The organism is Dyella flagellata, from assembly GCF_030160275.1.
Lineage (GTDB): Bacteria > Pseudomonadota > Gammaproteobacteria > Xanthomonadales > Rhodanobacteraceae > Dyella_B > Dyella_B flagellata.
In genome coordinates, this window is the sequence record NZ_BSOA01000048.1 from 45,106 (window position 1) to 61,995 (window position 16,890).

The following is a 16,890-nucleotide window of genomic DNA, read 5'->3' on the forward strand; positions in this document are numbered from 1 at the left end:
ACACGGGGTACGGAAGACGTAAAGAATCTGTGCACTCCCGCCCCTTGCCCTACCCTGCGCAGGCGCATGGCCCCCCTCGCCCCTTAGAATGGCGGCCTTGTATTCATCCGGTGAGGCTTATTCGTGGTCATCCATCCCAAGGTTCGCGGCTTTATCTGTATCACGGCGCATCCGGTCGGTTGCGAAAAGAACGTGCTCGACCAGATCGGCATCACCCAGGCCAAGGGCGCTTGCGGTGCCGGTCCCAAGCGCGTGCTGGTGATCGGAGCTTCCACGGGATATGGCCTGGCGACACGCATCACGGCAGCCTTCGGTTGCGGCGCGGCCACGCTGGGCGTGTTCTTCGAGAAACCCTCCAGCGACACCAAGCCCGGCACCGCCGGCTGGTACAACTCGGCCGCCTTCGACAAACTGGCCAAGCAGGCCGGGCTGTATTCGCGCTCCATCAACGGCGATGCGTTCTCGCATGAAACCCGCGCGCGCGCGATCGAACTGATCAAGAACGAAATGGGCGGTCCGGTGGATCTGGTGGTCTACTCGTTGGCCTCGCCCGTGCGCAAGCTGCCCGACAACGGCGAGGTGGTGCGCTCCACGCTGAAAACGATCGGCCAGCCGTTCACCGCCTCCTCGGTGGACACCAACAAGGACACCGTCGTGCAGGTCACGGTGGAGCCCGCCAACGAGCAGGAAATCAAGGACACCGTCGCCGTGATGGGCGGTGAAGACTGGGCACTGTGGATCGACGCGCTGAGCAAGGCCGGCGTGCTGGCGGATAACGCCACCACCGTTGCCTACAGCTACGTCGGCACCGAAATCACCTGGCCGATCTACTGGCACGGCACCATCGGCCAGGCCAAGCAGCACCTGGACAACACCGCGCGCGAACTCAACCAGCATTACGCCGGACAGCACCTGCACGCCTACGTGGGCGTGATGAAGTCGGTGGTGACCCAGGCCAGCTCGGCCATCCCGGTGATTCCGCTGTATGTCTCCATGGTGTTCCGCATCATGAAGGAGAAAGGCATCCACGAAGGCACCATCGAGCAGGCCAACCGCCTGTTCCACGATTTCCTGTACCGCCAGGACGGCACGCCTCCGCCCACCGACGCGGAAGGCCGCCTGCGCCTGGACGACTGGGAATTGCGCGATGACGTGCAGCAGACCTGCAAGGCGCTATGGCCGCAAGTCAGTACCGAAAACCTGTGGGAAACCACCGACTACGCCGGCTACAAGAACGAGTTCCTGCGCTTGTTCGGCTTCGATCGCAAGGACGTGGATTACAACGCGGACGTGAATCCGGACGTGAGCTTTGACGTGGTCCAACTGTCCTAGGCTGGAGGCCAACTCCTACCTAAAAAAAGGCCGGCGATTGCCGGCCTTTTTTTCATCAACGCATGATGCCCGTATGCCCCAGCGAAAACCGTCCCGGTTGCGGCCACACCGCCAGGCCGTGCGGTTCCATGCCCACCTTGATGATCTTCACCTTGCCGGTCGCGGTATCGAACGCATACACCACGTCGTCGAAACGGCCCGACAGCCACAACCACTTGCCGTCAGCCGTGACGTTGCCCATGTCGGGACTGCCGCCGCCCGGAATCGGCCAGTTCGCCACCACGCTGCGCGTGGCGAAGTCGATCACCGACACGCTGCCCGGGCCGTTGCGCGGACCATGCACTTTATTCGAGCCGCGGTTGGCCACGTAGAGCTTGGTGCCGTCGCGGCTCGGATACAGGCCGTGCGTACCGATACCGGTCTTGATGAAACCGATCTGCTTGAAGTTGTCGCCGTCGATCAGGTACACGCCATCGGCCATCATGTCGGCAACGTAGAACACCTTGCCGTCGGGCGACACGCGAATGTCCTGCGGCATGCCGCGCTTGCTGAGCTGCAAATAGCCAAGCACCTTGCGATTGACCATGTCGATCTTCACCAGCTTGCCGCCGAATTCGCAGGTGAAGATGGCGTACTTGCCGTCGATCGAGAAATCGGCGTGGTTGATGCCCTTGCACTCGGGTGCCGGCAAGCGGGATTTCAGCGCCATCGTGTGCGGGTCGCGGAAGTCCAGGCGGGCGAAGGCCTCGGCCACCACGATCGCTTCCTTGCCATCCGGCGTGAAATACATGTTGTACGGATCATCCACCGGATCGGCCTTGCCCGGCTTGCCCGTCATCGGATCGATCGGCGTCAGGCTGCCGTCATTGCGGCCTTCGGCGTTATTGGTCACCCATAGTGTTTTCAGGTCCCACGCCGGCACCACGTGCTGCGGGCTGTGGCCAACCGGAAACCTGTCCACCACCTTGAAGGTGGCCGGATCGATCACGTACACGTCGTTCGAGCGCAGGTTCGGCACATAGATGCGCGGCAGCGCACCCTTCACCGCCGGACTGAACATGTTCGCGCCAGCATTGCTGTACATGTCGTGGGGGTTGGTGACCGGCGGCATGCCAGGAACGGTCTGAACCGATTGCGCCGCAGCCGCGGCGGTAACACACAAACCGGCCAGCACGGCGCCGGCACGCAAGGCAAGACGCCCAAAACGATCAAATTTCACGGCAGTTCCCTTATTTTGAGTAGACTTGAGAAAGGGGTTCCAAGCATCGGATCAACGCCCCGCGGTTTCCTGGCGGATGGCGTCGACCGTGCGTGAAACTATAGCATCCACGCCGATTTGGCCGAGTTCCGCGCTGGCGCGCCGCGGATCGCCGCCGTACACGCCATCAGCATCATCGGGCTTGGGCGCTTTGCGAAGCTGATTCAACCGCACCATCTGCGGCGCCACCGCAAGTTGCAGCGAGGTATCGGCGAGACCCGCATGGGTGCCGATTTCGTCATCCCGGAAACCGCGCTGGCGTAGCTGCTTGGCATAACCATCGGAAGAAGCCTCGTAGTAGGCCGCCGGCAGAATCGCGCGCGCATCCTTTCCTGCCCAGGCTTTGTTGAGGCGAGCCACTACTTGCTTCAAGTCCTTCTGGTAACCGCCATGGTCACCCAGGAAAACGATGTTGCGAAAACCATGCACGGCAAAACTGTTGGCGGCCGATTCCAGCATCTTCTCGAACACGTCATCCGATACGGTGATCGTGCCCGGAAAACGCATGTGCGAAGTGGTCGGCGCATAACCGCCTTCGGGCACATAGGCCACTACCGGCGCCACCAGGGCGTTGCCAAGCTTTTGCGCGATCCGCTCCGCCAGATAGGCCGCGCGCACATTGTGTTTGCCCACCGCGATATACGGACCGCTTTGCTCGGTGCCACCGATGGGAATGATCACCGTGGTCTTGCCGTTTTTTACCTGATCACGCAGCTCCGTCCAGGTAAGGTCCTGCAATTGCACGGTGGGCGGCGTTTGGGCGAATGCAGCCTGCGCAGCGGCAGCCGCGACAACGAAAACGACGGACGCGATCACGCGTCGGAAAGCATGGCGCTGGGTCATGGGGCGGGCGCGAAGGGGATGTGAATAACGGCGCCCTATGGTTGCACGCCCTTCCTGTCTTCGCACCTCTTTAGAACCGATTGCCCGCGTTTTGCCTCATTCGCTCTCCTGGGGAATGGCCTTGCGGAAGATCTCCTCCCAATAGGCCATGCGTTCGGAATAGGCTTCGCGCACCGATTCGGGCTGGTCGTTCTGCAGGCTACGCACGTGGGTGATCGGCAAGGTAGCCGAAGCCATCTGCCGCCACGCGTCCGCGGCGGCTCTCAAGTGGGAATGGGACGCGAGAAGCGCAGCAATCACCTGCTGGTCCACCATTTGTTGCGCGCTAAGCGCCATCAATCCTTCCAGCGCGATATCGGTACGCTCGGAGAGGAACGCGACGGCCTCGCCCCAGTTATTGAAACTGACTTCCATGGGCGACTCCTCGGGTTCTGGAAGACAGCTACAGCCTAGGGAGGTACCGATCAATTCTGTGTAGGCGTCCTGGCCTTGTCGAGGAGGTCGTTCACATAACCGAAGGTTTCGCATCGCAGGCCACGGAAGCTGGGATGGCCATCCCAGCTTCCTTTTCCTTAGACGGCCTCGGCCAACGGCTCCCACTCATGCCCTGGGTAGTAACGCCGCATCAGTTTGTTCACATACACGACCAGGTTGGGCCGGCCAAGCACAGCATCGCGCAGCGGCGTGTCAAAGAACGGTGTAAGGATGGAAGCAAGCACACCAAAGGCTGTCGCATCCACGGCGGTCAAGCGTTCGCCCATCAAATAAGGCTTGTCGCCCAGCAAGGCAGCCAGCGCATCGATGGAGCGCACGCCCAGGGCTCCGATCTCGCCCGCCGAATGCCGGCCGATACCGTGCCCGCGCAGATCACCGTCCCTGCGCGCCTGCATCTCGCGACGCAGGGCTTCGCGCTGCTCTTCCGGCGCGCTATTGGCGAATTGCGCCGGCCCCTTGGCGAAATTCTCCGGCACGATCCAGCGGAACCAGACCATGGCGAAATACAGATGATCCTCCAGCATCCGTTCGATCGCCCAGGACTGCGCACGCTGGCTCTCATTCAAACCCTCGTCCAGGTCCACGCCGTACTTGCGCTCCAGATGTGCACGAATGAAAGTGGAATCGCACACCACCTCGCCGTCGTCCACGAGATAAGGCACTTTGCCCTTGGGCGCCAGCGGTGGAATGGTCGATTCCCGCGCATAAGCCAGGCCCGACATCTGCAGTTGCACTTCGGTCTTGATCACGAAAGGACTGGTTTCCGGCATGCCGAAACCGGGGCGGGTGGCGTACAGGGTGATGCTTGGCGTGGTCATGTCCATGAGTTCCGCACTTGGGGAAAGAACGCTCAGCCTAGACCCCAGCTACTGACAACGTGCTGTCAGTAGATCCCGTCGTGGCGCTATCCCTAGCCCCTGCCACAAGCTGCTGCATACCACGCCAGCACCTCGGCAGGCAGCAAGCTGTCCAGCGGCATGCCAACGGCACGGCAAGCGTCGAGATTGTCGACCAGCGCCTTGGCATAGCGCGGGTCGCGCGCCTCCGGCGGCAAACTCATCGCCTGCCACTGGATCATTTCCAGCAAACGCTGCGACCACGCGTACAACTGATCTGCACGCTCCGAAAAACGCGCACGCAACCAGCCGCTCAATGGCGCATGCAATGGGTAGCCGTAGCGGTCCGCGGTACGGCGCACGAACGCATCCACTTCCTCGGCGATGCCGCGGAACCATTCGGTATGACCGCCGGCCGCCTCCGCCACCAACAAGGGAGCTTGGGCGCGATGCTCCGGCCAACGCTCGATCAGCAAGCGCTCCAGCCGTCGCGCCTCACGCAGCCGCCCGGTCTCCACCAACAGGCCGCGTTCCAGGTCGAACAAGGCAAAGAAGCGAGGATGGAAGCTACGAAAACGCTGCACCGGATCGTGCGTGAAACCCAGCTTGGTCAGGTCTTCGCCGCACAAAGGCAGCACGTAAACAAACGTGCGTCCGCGTCCCGCAGGATCGGGCAAATCCCAGCCAGGCTGTGCTTCGCGCTTGCTCATTCAGCTCCCTTCCCCGCTTCCAGGGCGTAATACTCTACGACCCGGGCTGGCCGGATGACGGTCGATCCATGGCTAAATCCTGGCAAACAGGCGTATCAGTGCCAATCACTTTGCCGATCAGGCGCGCCTCATCCCGGCGCGCGATATGATGAGACACCAATCGGCTCCAGGAAGGATGACGGTGGCCGACAAAGGGGTCTCACGGCAAGTCCAGGGGTAAGCAGATGTGGGGTAAGCAGATGTCCAAGCTCATTGGTTTTTTGCAAAAAATAGTTAGCCAAGCCCCATGGAGGGGTGCGAAGGACGCGCAGCATTCGTCCTCCTGCTTGCCAACCGCCTGGGCGTAATGCGTATTGCCGGCGGCAAGCTAGGCGGCTATCGGGCAGGAGCTTTCCTGCTGTTCGCCATGCTCGCCGGTGCAGCGGTCTCAGCCGAACCCGTGCCGGCAGAAAATGTCGCCCAACTGCTGGATGACACGGAAAGCGTAAAGACCGCCGATTACGCCAGCTTCATACGGCAGCTGCATGAACTGGAGAACCGCACGTCGGAACTGTCCGAATCACAGACCTGGCGCCTGCGCTACCTGGAAGGCTGGCAAGCGGCCTACATCGGACAGAACGACAAGGCCAAGCCGCTGCTGGAAGCGGTCATAAAACAAGGCCCGGATAGCGGCCTCAGGATCAAGGCGACTTCCGTCCTGATCAATCTCCTGGGTGTCGAACATCATTACAAGGAAGCCTTCGAATATCTCGACCATGCCTTGGAAAATCTCCCGCAGCTCAATGATGCCGAGGCGCGCGCCCATATCCTGGGGGAAGCATCGCAACTGCTGACCGAGGCAGGTCAATACGATCTCGCCGCGGCATACGCCAAGCAAATCATCGCGAGCTATCCCAGCGGCAGGTATAACTGTCTGGGACACTTGTACGAGCTGGACGCAGCCGTTCTCGGCGGCAAGGCCTCCCTGCCCGACGAGGTATTCCAGGATGCGCTCGATCGCTGCCTGAGCATCCACGAAATCCTGCCGGCCGATACCATCCGGCGCGACATGGCGATCCAGGCCTTGCAGCAAAACAAGCTTGACAAGGCCTTGTCCGTGCTGGAAGGGCACTACGAAGAAGTCAAGCAGATCAGCTATTCGCAGCTCACCGCGGAATACGAGGTGCTTTTGGCGCAAGCCTACTGGAACAAGGGCAACGCCGCGCTCGCGCAGAAGTATGCGTCGGCCACCGTGGATATCGCCTCGAAAAGCGATTTTATCGATCCGCTGGTCAAGGCCTATCAACTGCTTTATCAAATTGAACGACAGTCCGGCAATTTACGCGATGCGCTTGCTTATCACGAAAAATACGTAGCCGCCGACAAAGGACATCTCGACGACATCCGCGAAAAGGCCCTCGCCTACCAGGTCGTCAAGCAACAGGTGGAAACGAAAAAAATCGAGCTGGAGGAACTGAACCGGCAAAACCAGATCCTTGAGCTGCAACAGGCGCTGGACCACAAAGCCGTCGTAACCAGCCGTCTTTACATCACCCTGCTGCTAACCGTGCTGGCGTCGATCGCATTCTGGCTGTATCGCCTCAAGCGCTCGCAACTGCGCTTCATGCGTCTGGCGCGCCGCGACGGCTTGACCGGCATCTTCAATCGCCAGCATTTCGTCGAAGAGGCGCAACAGACGCTGCGTTACGGGGCCAAGTCTCTGCGTGGCGCCTGCCTGGTACTGATCGACCTGGACCACTTCAAGGACGTCAACGACACGCATGGCCACGTTGTGGGCGATAGCGTGTTGAGGCAATCGGTGGCGATCTGCCAGCAGCATCTGCACTCCTCAGACGTGTTCGGCCGCATCGGCGGCGAGGAATTCGGCATCCTGCTGCCGGAATGCACCATCATCCAGGGGCTTGAACGCGCCGAACAGATACGCCTGGCGTTTCAGGCAACGGCCAGCGACGAGCCAGGCAGTGTCGCGCTTACCGCCAGCTTTGGCGTCGCCTCCACCGCGCACTACGGCTATGACTTGCGGCGGCTGCTGCTTGCCGCCGATAGCGCGCTCTATCGCGCCAAGCGCGACGGCCGCAATCGCGTGGTCATCAGCATGGACGAACAAACGCCCCGAGCCGCCGCCAGCGCCGATGGCAGCAAACCCACCGACGCGCATCCGTACGCGAACTCCCCCGAATAACCCATTGTCTGCGCCTGATCTTCCTGGCCCAGACAAAGACGAACCGGCCCAACGGCCGGTTCGTTTTCCACGTACACACCTTCACAGGCTATTACAGGTGGCTTGCCACATTGCCGACCACGAGGCTGCCGAAGCCGGTGGTGTAGTCCCAGCCTGCCGCAGCGGTTTCGCCGTTATTGTTCCCCGACGTCACATCATGGAAATCGGTCGCATAATGGGAAGCGGCATCCGAGTAGAGCAGCGGAGCGGCAAAACCCGGATTGCTGCCCTTGGCCTGGATGATCAGCGCCCACGCGCCGACGAACAGTGGCGACGCCAGGCTGGTACCGCCGATCTGCTGGGTGGCCCCATCCACGATCACCTGCGAGCCCGTATTCGGACTGGCGTCAAAAGCGATATCAGGCACGCCACGAAACTGTGAGCTGCCGTTTTGCCCCACGCCCTGCTGCCAGCTTGGAATGGACTCGATGGTGCTCGGGCTGCCACCGGTAGCGCCTTGATTCGCACTGAGGTCGTTCCAGACCGTTTCGTCGCTCCAAGTGGTCGTGTTGTTGGTGTACAGCGTCGTTCCACCCACCGCGACCACGTAGGGCGAACTGGCCGGATAACTTGGCGTGATCCCGCCGGTGCCGCATTCGTCGGCACCCGAATCACCGGAAGATACCGAGAAGGTCTGTCCCTGCGCTTGCGCCTGCTGGAAGATCTGATCATCCGTCGAGGTGGGCGCGTTGGTTTCGCATTCGCCCAGGGACACGTTGATCACCGGGACGGCATTGGCGGAAACCACCGCGTTGTAATCGGTGGTGAGGTCCGAATCGCTCAAGGAAGCCGCGTCATACAATACCAGCTGCTGCACGCCACCAGTCATGCCGACGATGTCCTGCGTATCCAGGTCCCATTCGCCGTCGCCACTGGTATCGCTGCTGCCGCTGCCGACCACCTGCACGTTGACGCTCGCCAGACCGTTGTTGCTGGTGAACTGCTGCAGATCGTTCTGCACGTTGGCCATGCTGCCTTCGGTGATCACACCCACGGAAACCGAGCTTGCCGCAGCAAGGCCGCTCGCGCCGTAAATGGCGTTGTAGTCAGTGGGATTGTGCGCCACGGCCGTGCCGCTGGCGTCCGCGTGTATCGCGTTCGGATTCAGGCGCTTGGCGAACGTATGGGCAATATGCACATCTTGCATGCCCAGCACTTCCAGCACCGTCCCTTTCAGCGACGAGGGAATTTTTACGTCGCTGGTATTGGCGTAGGCATCGCGGCCGTCATGCGTATGCACATGCACGAACGTCGTATTGAAAGCAGCCTGCGCAGTGTCGGCGCGGCCATAAGCCTCCACCAGCAAACGGTTGGGTGCGATCGTGACCTTGCTGAAACCCGACCGGGTCAGGTAATCGGCCACCGCCTTGGCCTGGTTTGCGGTCGGCGCGTATCGCTGCTTGAATTGTTCAGGCGTCAGCGGCTTGTGGCCCGGCTTGGCCAGATACGCATCCAACTGCGCCTTGTTGCGCAACTTCAACGACACCACGACATGCATCGGGTGCGAGAACGCCAGCGGACCGACGACGGCATCCCCTTTATGCAACATCGTTGCCTGCTTGACGCTCACCATCGCATCCAGATGGTCCTGCGCGGCGGCAAACACCGATGTAGCGCTGGCCAGACTCAAAGCAATAACCAGCGACTTGATACGAACACTTGCCATGTTTATCTCCCACGAAAGTTAAGGACGAACGAACCCGCTGGGGTTGGCCTGCAACCCCATGACTTATCGCATCGATTACGCGACTCCCCGAGCCTCGGCGAACTGCTGCGCTTCCTGCGCTCCCCATGAGAGCAGTGCCGACGGAACGCTCAGGCGGCACGCACGGTGTGTCGATGCCGCCGAGGAAATCGTTCGCTCACTCCGTGTGGCGAACTGCCGGACATTAGGTGGGCCAATCCATACGCGTCAATCGGACGCTTGCCTGTTCGAAGGCTTCGAATTAGCCGGGATTCATCAGTGTGTAGGCGAGCATCGATGCATCCCCTGCTCGCTCGGGAGGATTAGGGCTCACGCCTTCATCACGCATTTCATCGCGGCGGAAAGCCCATCGACAGCAAAGCTCGCGATGGCGCATGGCCCTGTCTGTTTGAAACATTCAAGCAGCGTGAACAAGCTTGCTTGCGCGGCATTTTCCGGTCGCGTTGCATGCATGCCGAATCAAGCACACTTGCTCATCGACAGCTCCGCGCAAGCAGCGTCTTCACATAGGCAGGTATGCCGAAGCGAGCCATACGACTGTCTTTAAGGGACAGCCGCTATTTGCCGGCGTCCTGTCCCTTGCTCAAGTCGATCATTGGAATCGAACCGGCGCCCACCACCTGGGGCAGAATGCCGTTCCAATGCTGCAAGCCGTAGAAGCGGCTGTATTCGGGATTGCTCTTAAGTGCTTGACCCACGGTTTCGATAGCCTTGGCCTGGGCCTGCGACTGCAGCACGGTGGCCTGCGCTTCACCAGTGGCGCGCTCCACTGCCGCGGTGGCCTCGGCGTGGGCGGTCACCGTTTTCTGTTCGCCCTCGTAGCGTTTCTGCGCCACCGTATTTTCCGCCTGCACGGCCAGGTTCTTGGCGCGCACGGCTTCTTCGATCGACTGATCGAAGATCGGCGAATAGTGGATGCCGACCAGCTGCACGTCGACCACATTCACGTTGAAAAGGCTTTGCAAGGCGTCACTGATGTCCCTACGCATCTGCGCCGTGATCTGCGCACGCTGGTCGGAAATGGTGAGCGTGTTGTAGCGCGCGAAAGCCGCCAACGCACGATCGCGCACCACCGGCAGAATAGTGGTTTCGATGTCCACCGAGCCGGCGCGCCCGATGTGATAAAGCAGGTTCATCACGGCGGAGCTGGGTATCTGGTAGATCAGGCTGACGTCGATGGTGACTTTCTGGTTGTCGTTGGTGTAGACGTCCAGGCCGTTGAGCGTGTAGACCGAACGGCTAGTCTGCAAGCGATCCACCGTTTCGAAGAACGGCACCTTGAAATGCACGCCGGTCTTGAGCGGGGTGGAAGTCATCGGCGTGCCGCCCATCCAGCGCGTCCCCGCCTCTTCGCTTGGCGACACCACGAAGACGCTGTTGAACAGCAGGAAGGCGATGACGATGGCCACCAGCACGCCGCCGCCGAAACGAAAACTGCCAAACGGCGAGCGCGGATCCTTGGGTGGCAAGCTGAGCATGGACGGTCCCCTTCCTGATGGTGGCGGCATCTTGCCGCAACGCCGTTACGTTTGCCACGTCGGCGCCGTCTTTGCGAAGAATTTACGCGCTCCGCGGGCGCTTCATATAGCTCCTTTACCGGCGCCGGCACGAACATGCGCCATCCACGAAACGCACGCAGGTTCGTCGCCGTGACCATTATGATCGTACAAGGCCCCCACGCCCAGGCATCCTCGCTCAGCCGCGAGCTGCTGGGTCAGCTAAAGCAATTGGCGCTGGCCGCGGGGCGTACGGTTGAAGTGTGCACTTGCGTGGGTTTGCGCGAATTCGTCGCTCGCGTACGCACGGCCCGGCCGCATAGCACGGAATTCATGGTGCTCGCACCCGGCACACTCGCCCAACAGTCCCGGCTGCACCCGGAAGCAGGGCTTGGCGATGCGCTGGGCGCGCTGGGCATGCCGTACGTCGAGGTCCAGGACGGCGAATCCTTGCCGGAACAGGCGAACTCCTTTGAGCACGGGCCGCTGGCCACCGTGGTCGTCAACGGTGACGCACGCACCAGCTATAGCATTGCGTTAGGCATTGCACTGAAACGTCTAGCCGCCTGATCCCTTCGCGCGGGAAAGCATGCCAGACTGACACGCATGCTGATCCGGCCCGCCAAACCTGAAGACGCGTTGAGCGTGGCGAGTGTGCACGTGCGCGCGTGGCAGGTGGGCTATCGCCATTTGCTGCCCGACGCCTATCTTGCGCAGCTTCGTCCGGAACAGCGAGCATCGCGCTACGACTTTGCCAATACGGATGCGCAGCGTCCCAAGACTCTGGTGGCGATCGAAGACGGAGCCGTTTGCGGCTTCGCCACCACCGCGCCATCGCGTGATGCCGATGTTGGCGGCCACGGCGAGCTGTGCGCCCTGTATGTGGACCCCGACTGCTGGCGGCGAGGCATTGGCTGCGCCCTGCTGTCCGCCGCCCGCCTGCGCCTGGCCGAACAGGGCTATGACCACGCCATGCTCTGGTTGCTGGCCGGTAACCTTCGTGCCGATCAGCTCTATCGCGCAGACGGCTGGGCCCCCGATGGAGCGAGCCGCAGCGAGCGCATTTGGGGCATCGAAGTGGACGAAATCCGCTACCGCCGATCACTGCTGGCTTGAGCGGCACGCCCGGCTGTACCCATTGCGTCAGGTGACGCGGGGAGTCACAGGGCAATGTGATTTGCGTCACATATCGGCCCTAGCCCCCGATCCGCCCGTTACCTTCGTTGCTAAAGCAAAACAAGCACTTAGTGTCACTATCGCCAGGCTCTTTGAATTCAGAGGGTCAGCCTGGAGCAAGCCAGCCAAGCTCATCCATTGGCGCGCTTCCTGCTTAACGTGACTGACCGCTTCCGCGAGTCAGCCAGCAAGCCATACAAAGAAAAAGCAGACGCTCGGGAGGGGGCGGTGGGAAGGCGCAAACACGACGGCATCGAAGTGGTTTCCAAACTGCCCTGGCAGGCCGGCATCGTCCTCGGCGTGGCCGGCTATGCCGCGATGCGCTACGGCCTGGCCTGGTGCATGACTATGTTCGGTGGCCCGGTCGGCCAGGCACTGGGAAACTCGCTCGCCGATGGTGCCTACGCTCCAGCTGCCTGGCTGCTGCTGATCGCCTGCTGGCTTGCCGCCCTGATCTCCTATCTCGACGGCCGGCGCCGCCATCATCTGCTCGCCTCGCAATCGGGTCTGCGCAGCTTGAGTGCGATGGACTGGCGCGAATTTGAAATGCTGGTAGGGGAAGCCTTTCGTCGCCAGGGCTACAAAGTGCGCGAAATCGGGCTCGGCGGCGCGGACGGCGGCGTTGATCTGATTCTGCACAAGGACAGTGCGACCATCCTCGTGCAATGCAAGCAATGGCGCACCAAGCTGGTCGATGTACGGGTGGTGCGGGAAATGTACGGACTGCTTATGCATCATCGCGCCGACGCGGTAAAGATCGTGGCCATTGGCCACTACACCGATGACGCGCAACGCTTCGTGCACGGCAAACCCATCGAACTGATCGCCGGCGATGCCTTGCTTGCGATGGTGCGCGAATGCCGGGTGACCGCGCGGCCACCCAAGCCCGTTAAAGCCGCCTAGCTTGTAGGCTGGGCTCGCAGAAAAACCGAGCCATTACGAAGCTTCTTACGATGAATGATGTCATTCGGGTGTAAGCAAGGCTATCTCTTTGCTTTTTGCAAAAGGATTTTTGCTTACACCAACATGACGACTGCTTGAGCCGCCCAAGGTATCCCGCAAGCGTTCGCGCAAAACCCGCAAATCGCTCTGCCGCATGTCATCGCGCACTTCGCTGGGCGACATGCCAAGCACCAACCGGAATGCGTCGGTCATATGGCTATGACTGTTGAAACCCATGTCGCAAGCGAGTGCGGCTAGATCGCGCTCGCCGTCGCCCAGACGCCCCAGCGCAGATCCCAAACGCTGCTGCATGCGAAACTGACGTAGCGATTGCCCGGTGCAGGCACGGAAGATCCGGCATAGATGAAACGGTGAGCAGCCCGCCACCTTCGCCAATTCATCCACACCGAGATTTTCCTCGGCGCGGCCGACAATCGCCGCTTCCACACGCGCCACCTGACGCAGCACCTTGATGTCATCCGCCGCCGGCGCGCGCGACTCATGCGACTCAATCAGATAGCCCAGCGTATCCAGCAAAACTTCTTCTGCGTCGTCGGCATCACCGCCGCGTAGCAAGCCGCGCAGCACTTCCACATGCGTTTTCTGGAAACGCAGATCGTGGCCGAATGCACGGCAAGGCTGGCCTGGGTCGGTGCGCACGCCGAGCATGTCCAGCATCTCGTCACTGATCAGCACGTCAGTGCAGCAATTGCAGCTTTCGGCATCCGGGTGGCTGGCGTGGTATTCGACGCCCTTCGCCACCAACACCGCTTGCCCCGGCCTGGCAAACCAGCTACGGCTACCGGCGTGCAGCATGAACGAGCCGCGCCGGGTAAAGATGAAGCGCGCAGGCTCGCCGCCGATGACCGTGCCGCAATCCACCCGCGGACGCTGGCAAACGTGACTGACCACTTTGAAATGCGGCGAGCGCAGCACTGTCTGCATGATCGACATAGGCGTGCCTTGAGCCAATCCTTCCCCGGTGCCGCGCCGATCATACGCCTTTGGCGCCAACGCAAAGTGTTCTTCCGCGTGAAGCAAGTTTGTGGAAGCCGTTCACGGCGATTTATGGCAGGCACACACTGTGCCGCACAGGCACGTTTCTGGAAGCGCATCGCATCGGCCTGCGCAAAGCTCAAGCCTCCCCAACAGGCTCCGGCCTCCCCCACTCGCTGTATAGCAACCACACCCGCTGGAGAGATCTATGCACAAGAAGCTTTGCACATGGCTGGCGATCGGCTGCGCGCTGACAGGCGTCAGTGCAGTTCAGGCATGGCCCGATCAGGACGGCTCGCCCGTATATCCCAAATGGTCTCATCCGTTCGACCGCAGCATCAACGGCTGGGCCAACCTGTCGATGCAGTGGCTGTACGCGCAGCCTTACAGCCAAAACCCTTACTTCGATCCCACCGGCCAATACTGTGCGGTAGGCCAGCAGGGGCCGGTATGGTACGTCGCGCCGATCTTCGCCATGAACCCCGGCAACTACACCCGCTCATGCACCATTCCACGCGACAAGGCCATCTTGTTCCAGGTCGCCTGGGTGGCCGATACCTGGCCCTGCCCCAATCCGAACTTCGGTCCGGCGCCGGGGCAATCGCTGTATGACTTCCTGTACCAGGACAGCGGCACCTACATGATGATGACCAGCCTCAGCGTCACGCTCGACGGCAAACCGATCCGCGACGTGCTCAAGGATCACTACATCTCCGACAGCCTGAACTCGGTGAAGGGCGACCTCAGCCTGCAATCCACCTTCGATTCCTGCATCACCGGCTCCTATCAACCGGTGGTGATCAACGGCTATTTCCTGATGTTCAAACCGCTGTCACCGGGGCAGCACACCATCGTGCGTACCGCCACCAACATGGGCATGACCAATACATTTACCTACTACCTGACTGTTCCCTAGTCCGCGTTGAAGCCAGGAGCGCGTAGGCTGGACATAGAGGAATGAGACAAATCCCCATGCACTCCACCCTCGCGGCCAATACTCTACGTTCCGTCGGTTCGAACAACGTACGAATCGACTACTCACCGTGAGGTGACCTTTCCTACGGGCTTCAATCCCCTATGCAGCCCCAGATGGATCCCGGCCCTCCCCCCTGTGGAGGGCCTTCTTTCATGCGGCGCACGACGAGGCCGACTGGTGCTTACACAATCACATGCGGCACAAACCGCGACGTATCCCGTGTAATCAGCGTTGCATCTTCGCGTATCCCCATGCCTGCCGGCGTATCGCCGACCACCCAGCTGCCGATCAACGGATAACCGCCCTCAAAGCGCGGCAAAGGATGGAACGACTGCCGGATGACAGGGCACTGCGTGTAGCGCCCGGGCGAGCTGACGCTTTCTCCGTCCGGCAAGGTGATTTGCACGTTCGCGCCTTCGCGCGAAAACAGCGGCTTTCTTACCCATCCAGGCGACAATGGCTGACCCGGCTCCTGCTCGAAGCACGCCGGCAGCAGGTTGGGATGGCCGGGATAGCGCTGCCAAAGCAGCGGCATGATGCCCTTGTTGCTCAGCACGGCCTTCCAGGGCGGTTCGATCAGCTGCAAGCCGGAGCGTGGCAGGGAGGGGCCGTACTCGTCGGCAAACAAATGCTCCAGCGGATAGAGCTTGAACAGCGAGCCGATGACCTTGTTCTTCAGGTCGGTAAACCTGCCTTGGCGCGTAATGCCGATATCCTCGATCGCGATCGTCTCGCCGTGCACACCTGCTTGCACGGCGCAGTCGCGCAAATACTCGATCGTGCCCTGATCTTCCAGGCTATGGCGTACGGCCGTGAAATAGAACGGCCGCGGCAAAGCTTTGCCGATCGTGGCGAAAGCCAGAATCAGTTGTTCCTGCAATTGATTGTACTGATCCGTATTCGACCCAAGCTTGCCGCGCTGCTGCTGCTCTTCCAGCCAGATCCACTGAAAAAAAGCCGCCTCATAAACGGAGGTCGGCGTGTCGTAATTGAGTTCGTACAGCTTGGCCGGATGGCAGCCGTCGTAGACCAGGTCCATGCGGCCGTACAGATGCGGCTGCCGTTCACGCCACGAGGCGGCAATCCAATCCCAATAGCGCGAGGGAATGGCGAGTTGGGTCAGCAAGTCCTCGCTGGCGACGACTTCGTCCACCAGCGACAAAGCCATCTGATGCAGCTCGCCCGTAGGTGCCTCGATATCACGCTCGATCTGCTGCAGCGTGAAAGCGTAATACGCCGATTCATCCCAGTACGGCTCGCCATGCACGGAATGGAACTGGAAACCGTAGCGCTGAGCGGTCGCCTGCCAATCAGCGCGAGGCTCAATGGCGATGCGCTTCACTCGCCTCCACCTTCGCCGCCTTCGCCACCACCATGGCCAAAGCCGCCGCGTCCGACGGTGTCGCCTTCTCCTACCGCCTCACTGGATGAAGAACTATGCCAGCCGCCGGCGCCCCCGCTATAGACATGCCCGTAACGCGGGGAGTAATTCGTATCGTCGCGTTTGCGGAAGACCGGGCCGGCCGGAAAATAGGTGGTACGCCCAGCCTGGATCACACGACCGATCAGGAACCCGTTCATCGCCGGGCTCCAGATCGGGCCGCCTTGCACGGCAGCGTTCTGTTGACAGGCGTCCAGGCCGTAATCCTGCGCACATTGATCTTGCGTTGCGTAGTGCGGCGCCAGATTGGGAGCCTCCGCCGCGGCCTTCGTATATGCCGCCTCGCAACTGGCCTCCGGCACGCCTGCTTCAGTGCAGTTGCCCAGCGTGGTGAACACCTGCTGGCTTTTTTGCGCGTTATCGCATGCGCTGAGCAGTAACGGAGTCAATCCCATGACCACCAGCGATACCGTCCTGGATCGTTTCATGCCATCCCCTGATCGGCATTTTGGATGCGGATAGA

General features: G+C 61.1%; 16 protein-coding genes. 6 read left to right on the forward strand and 10 right to left on the reverse strand.

The annotated features are described in order from the left end of the window. The first annotated feature begins 123 nt into the window (after positions 1-123). The gene (gene fabV / locus QQJ96_RS19130; RefSeq protein ID WP_284333626.1) at positions 124-1,332 is read left to right on the forward strand and encodes an enoyl-ACP reductase FabV; all 1,209 of its coding nucleotides are present in this window, start codon (positions 124-126) and stop codon (positions 1,330-1,332) included. 55 nt (positions 1,333-1,387) lie between these two features. Here fabV and QQJ96_RS19135 read toward each other — a convergent pair whose 3' ends face one another. The 5 genes from QQJ96_RS19135 to QQJ96_RS19155 all read right to left on the reverse strand — a co-directional run bounded on the left by QQJ96_RS19135 (position 1,388) and on the right by QQJ96_RS19155 (position 5,474). Further along, positions 1,388-2,551: a YncE family protein gene (locus QQJ96_RS19135; protein WP_284333627.1), complete on the reverse strand. Its 1,164-nt coding sequence runs from the start codon at positions 2,549-2,551 to the stop codon at positions 1,388-1,390. Between the two features lie 51 nt (positions 2,552-2,602). After that, a complete protein-coding gene (locus QQJ96_RS19140) occupies positions 2,603-3,433 on the reverse strand; it encodes a creatininase family protein (RefSeq protein ID WP_284333628.1) in 831 nt (276 codons plus the stop codon). A 96-nt stretch (positions 3,434-3,529) separates the two neighbouring features. Then, positions 3,530-3,847 (reverse strand): hypothetical protein, encoded by a 318-nt coding sequence (locus QQJ96_RS19145; RefSeq protein WP_284333629.1) that lies wholly within the window; start codon positions 3,845-3,847, stop codon positions 3,530-3,532. A 158-nt stretch (positions 3,848-4,005) separates the two neighbouring features. Further along, on the reverse strand, positions 4,006-4,746 hold the full coding sequence (locus tag QQJ96_RS19150; protein ID WP_284333630.1) for a glutathione S-transferase family protein: 741 nt from the start codon (positions 4,744-4,746) through the stop codon (positions 4,006-4,008). Positions 4,747-4,838: 92 nt separating this feature from the next. Beyond that, complete coding sequence (locus QQJ96_RS19155; protein WP_284333631.1) at positions 4,839-5,474, reverse strand: GIY-YIG nuclease family protein; 636 nt, start codon at positions 5,472-5,474, stop codon at positions 4,839-4,841. 286 nt (positions 5,475-5,760) lie between these two features. Here QQJ96_RS19155 and QQJ96_RS19160 point away from each other — a divergent pair, with 286 nt between their 5' ends. Further along, the gene (locus QQJ96_RS19160; protein ID WP_284333632.1) at positions 5,761-7,656 is read left to right on the forward strand and encodes a tetratricopeptide repeat-containing diguanylate cyclase; all 1,896 of its coding nucleotides are present in this window, start codon (positions 5,761-5,763) and stop codon (positions 7,654-7,656) included. Positions 7,657-7,747: 91 nt separating this feature from the next. Here the strand turns inward: QQJ96_RS19160 and QQJ96_RS19165 are convergent, their stop codons facing one another. Together QQJ96_RS19165 and QQJ96_RS19170 are read right to left on the reverse strand one after the other, a co-directional pair. Next, positions 7,748-9,361, reverse strand: coding sequence for a S53 family peptidase (locus QQJ96_RS19165; RefSeq protein ID WP_284333633.1), 1,614 nt, complete (start codon positions 9,359-9,361; stop codon positions 7,748-7,750). A 596-nt stretch (positions 9,362-9,957) separates the two neighbouring features. Next, positions 9,958-10,878 carry an SPFH domain-containing protein gene (locus QQJ96_RS19170; RefSeq protein WP_284333634.1) on the reverse strand — a complete coding sequence of 307 codons (921 nt, stop codon included), beginning with the start codon at positions 10,876-10,878 and terminating at the stop codon, positions 9,958-9,960. 171 nt (positions 10,879-11,049) lie between these two features. Here QQJ96_RS19170 and QQJ96_RS19175 point away from each other — a divergent pair, with 171 nt between their 5' ends. From QQJ96_RS19175 to QQJ96_RS19185, 3 genes are all read left to right on the forward strand, one after another. Next, the gene (locus QQJ96_RS19175) at positions 11,050-11,466 is read left to right on the forward strand and encodes a hypothetical protein (protein WP_284333635.1); all 417 of its coding nucleotides are present in this window, start codon (positions 11,050-11,052) and stop codon (positions 11,464-11,466) included. A gap of 36 nt (positions 11,467-11,502) precedes the next feature. Then, on the forward strand, positions 11,503-12,012 hold the full coding sequence (locus tag QQJ96_RS19180) for a GNAT family N-acetyltransferase (RefSeq protein WP_284333636.1): 510 nt from the start codon (positions 11,503-11,505) through the stop codon (positions 12,010-12,012). Positions 12,013-12,300: 288 nt separating this feature from the next. After that, positions 12,301-12,975, forward strand: coding sequence for a restriction endonuclease (locus QQJ96_RS19185; protein ID WP_284333637.1), 675 nt, complete (start codon positions 12,301-12,303; stop codon positions 12,973-12,975). Positions 12,976-13,035: 60 nt separating this feature from the next. Here QQJ96_RS19185 and QQJ96_RS19190 read toward each other — a convergent pair whose 3' ends face one another. Next, complete coding sequence (locus QQJ96_RS19190) at positions 13,036-13,968, reverse strand: helix-turn-helix domain-containing protein (protein WP_284333638.1); 933 nt, start codon at positions 13,966-13,968, stop codon at positions 13,036-13,038. A gap of 250 nt (positions 13,969-14,218) precedes the next feature. Here QQJ96_RS19190 and QQJ96_RS19195 point away from each other — a divergent pair, with 250 nt between their 5' ends. Then, positions 14,219-14,926 carry a hypothetical protein gene (locus QQJ96_RS19195; RefSeq protein WP_284333639.1) on the forward strand — a complete coding sequence of 236 codons (708 nt, stop codon included), beginning with the start codon at positions 14,219-14,221 and terminating at the stop codon, positions 14,924-14,926. Between the two features lie 241 nt (positions 14,927-15,167). Here QQJ96_RS19195 and QQJ96_RS19200 read toward each other — a convergent pair whose 3' ends face one another. Both QQJ96_RS19200 and QQJ96_RS19205 read right to left on the reverse strand, forming a co-directional pair. Next, positions 15,168-16,328, reverse strand: coding sequence for a glutathionylspermidine synthase family protein (locus QQJ96_RS19200; protein ID WP_284333640.1), 1,161 nt, complete (start codon positions 16,326-16,328; stop codon positions 15,168-15,170). Then, positions 16,325-16,855, reverse strand: coding sequence for a DUF1190 domain-containing protein (locus tag QQJ96_RS19205; protein ID WP_284333641.1), 531 nt, complete (start codon positions 16,853-16,855; stop codon positions 16,325-16,327). Before QQJ96_RS19205 ends, QQJ96_RS19200 begins: the two co-directional genes overlap by 4 nt. Positions 16,856-16,890: the final 35 nt, after the last annotated feature.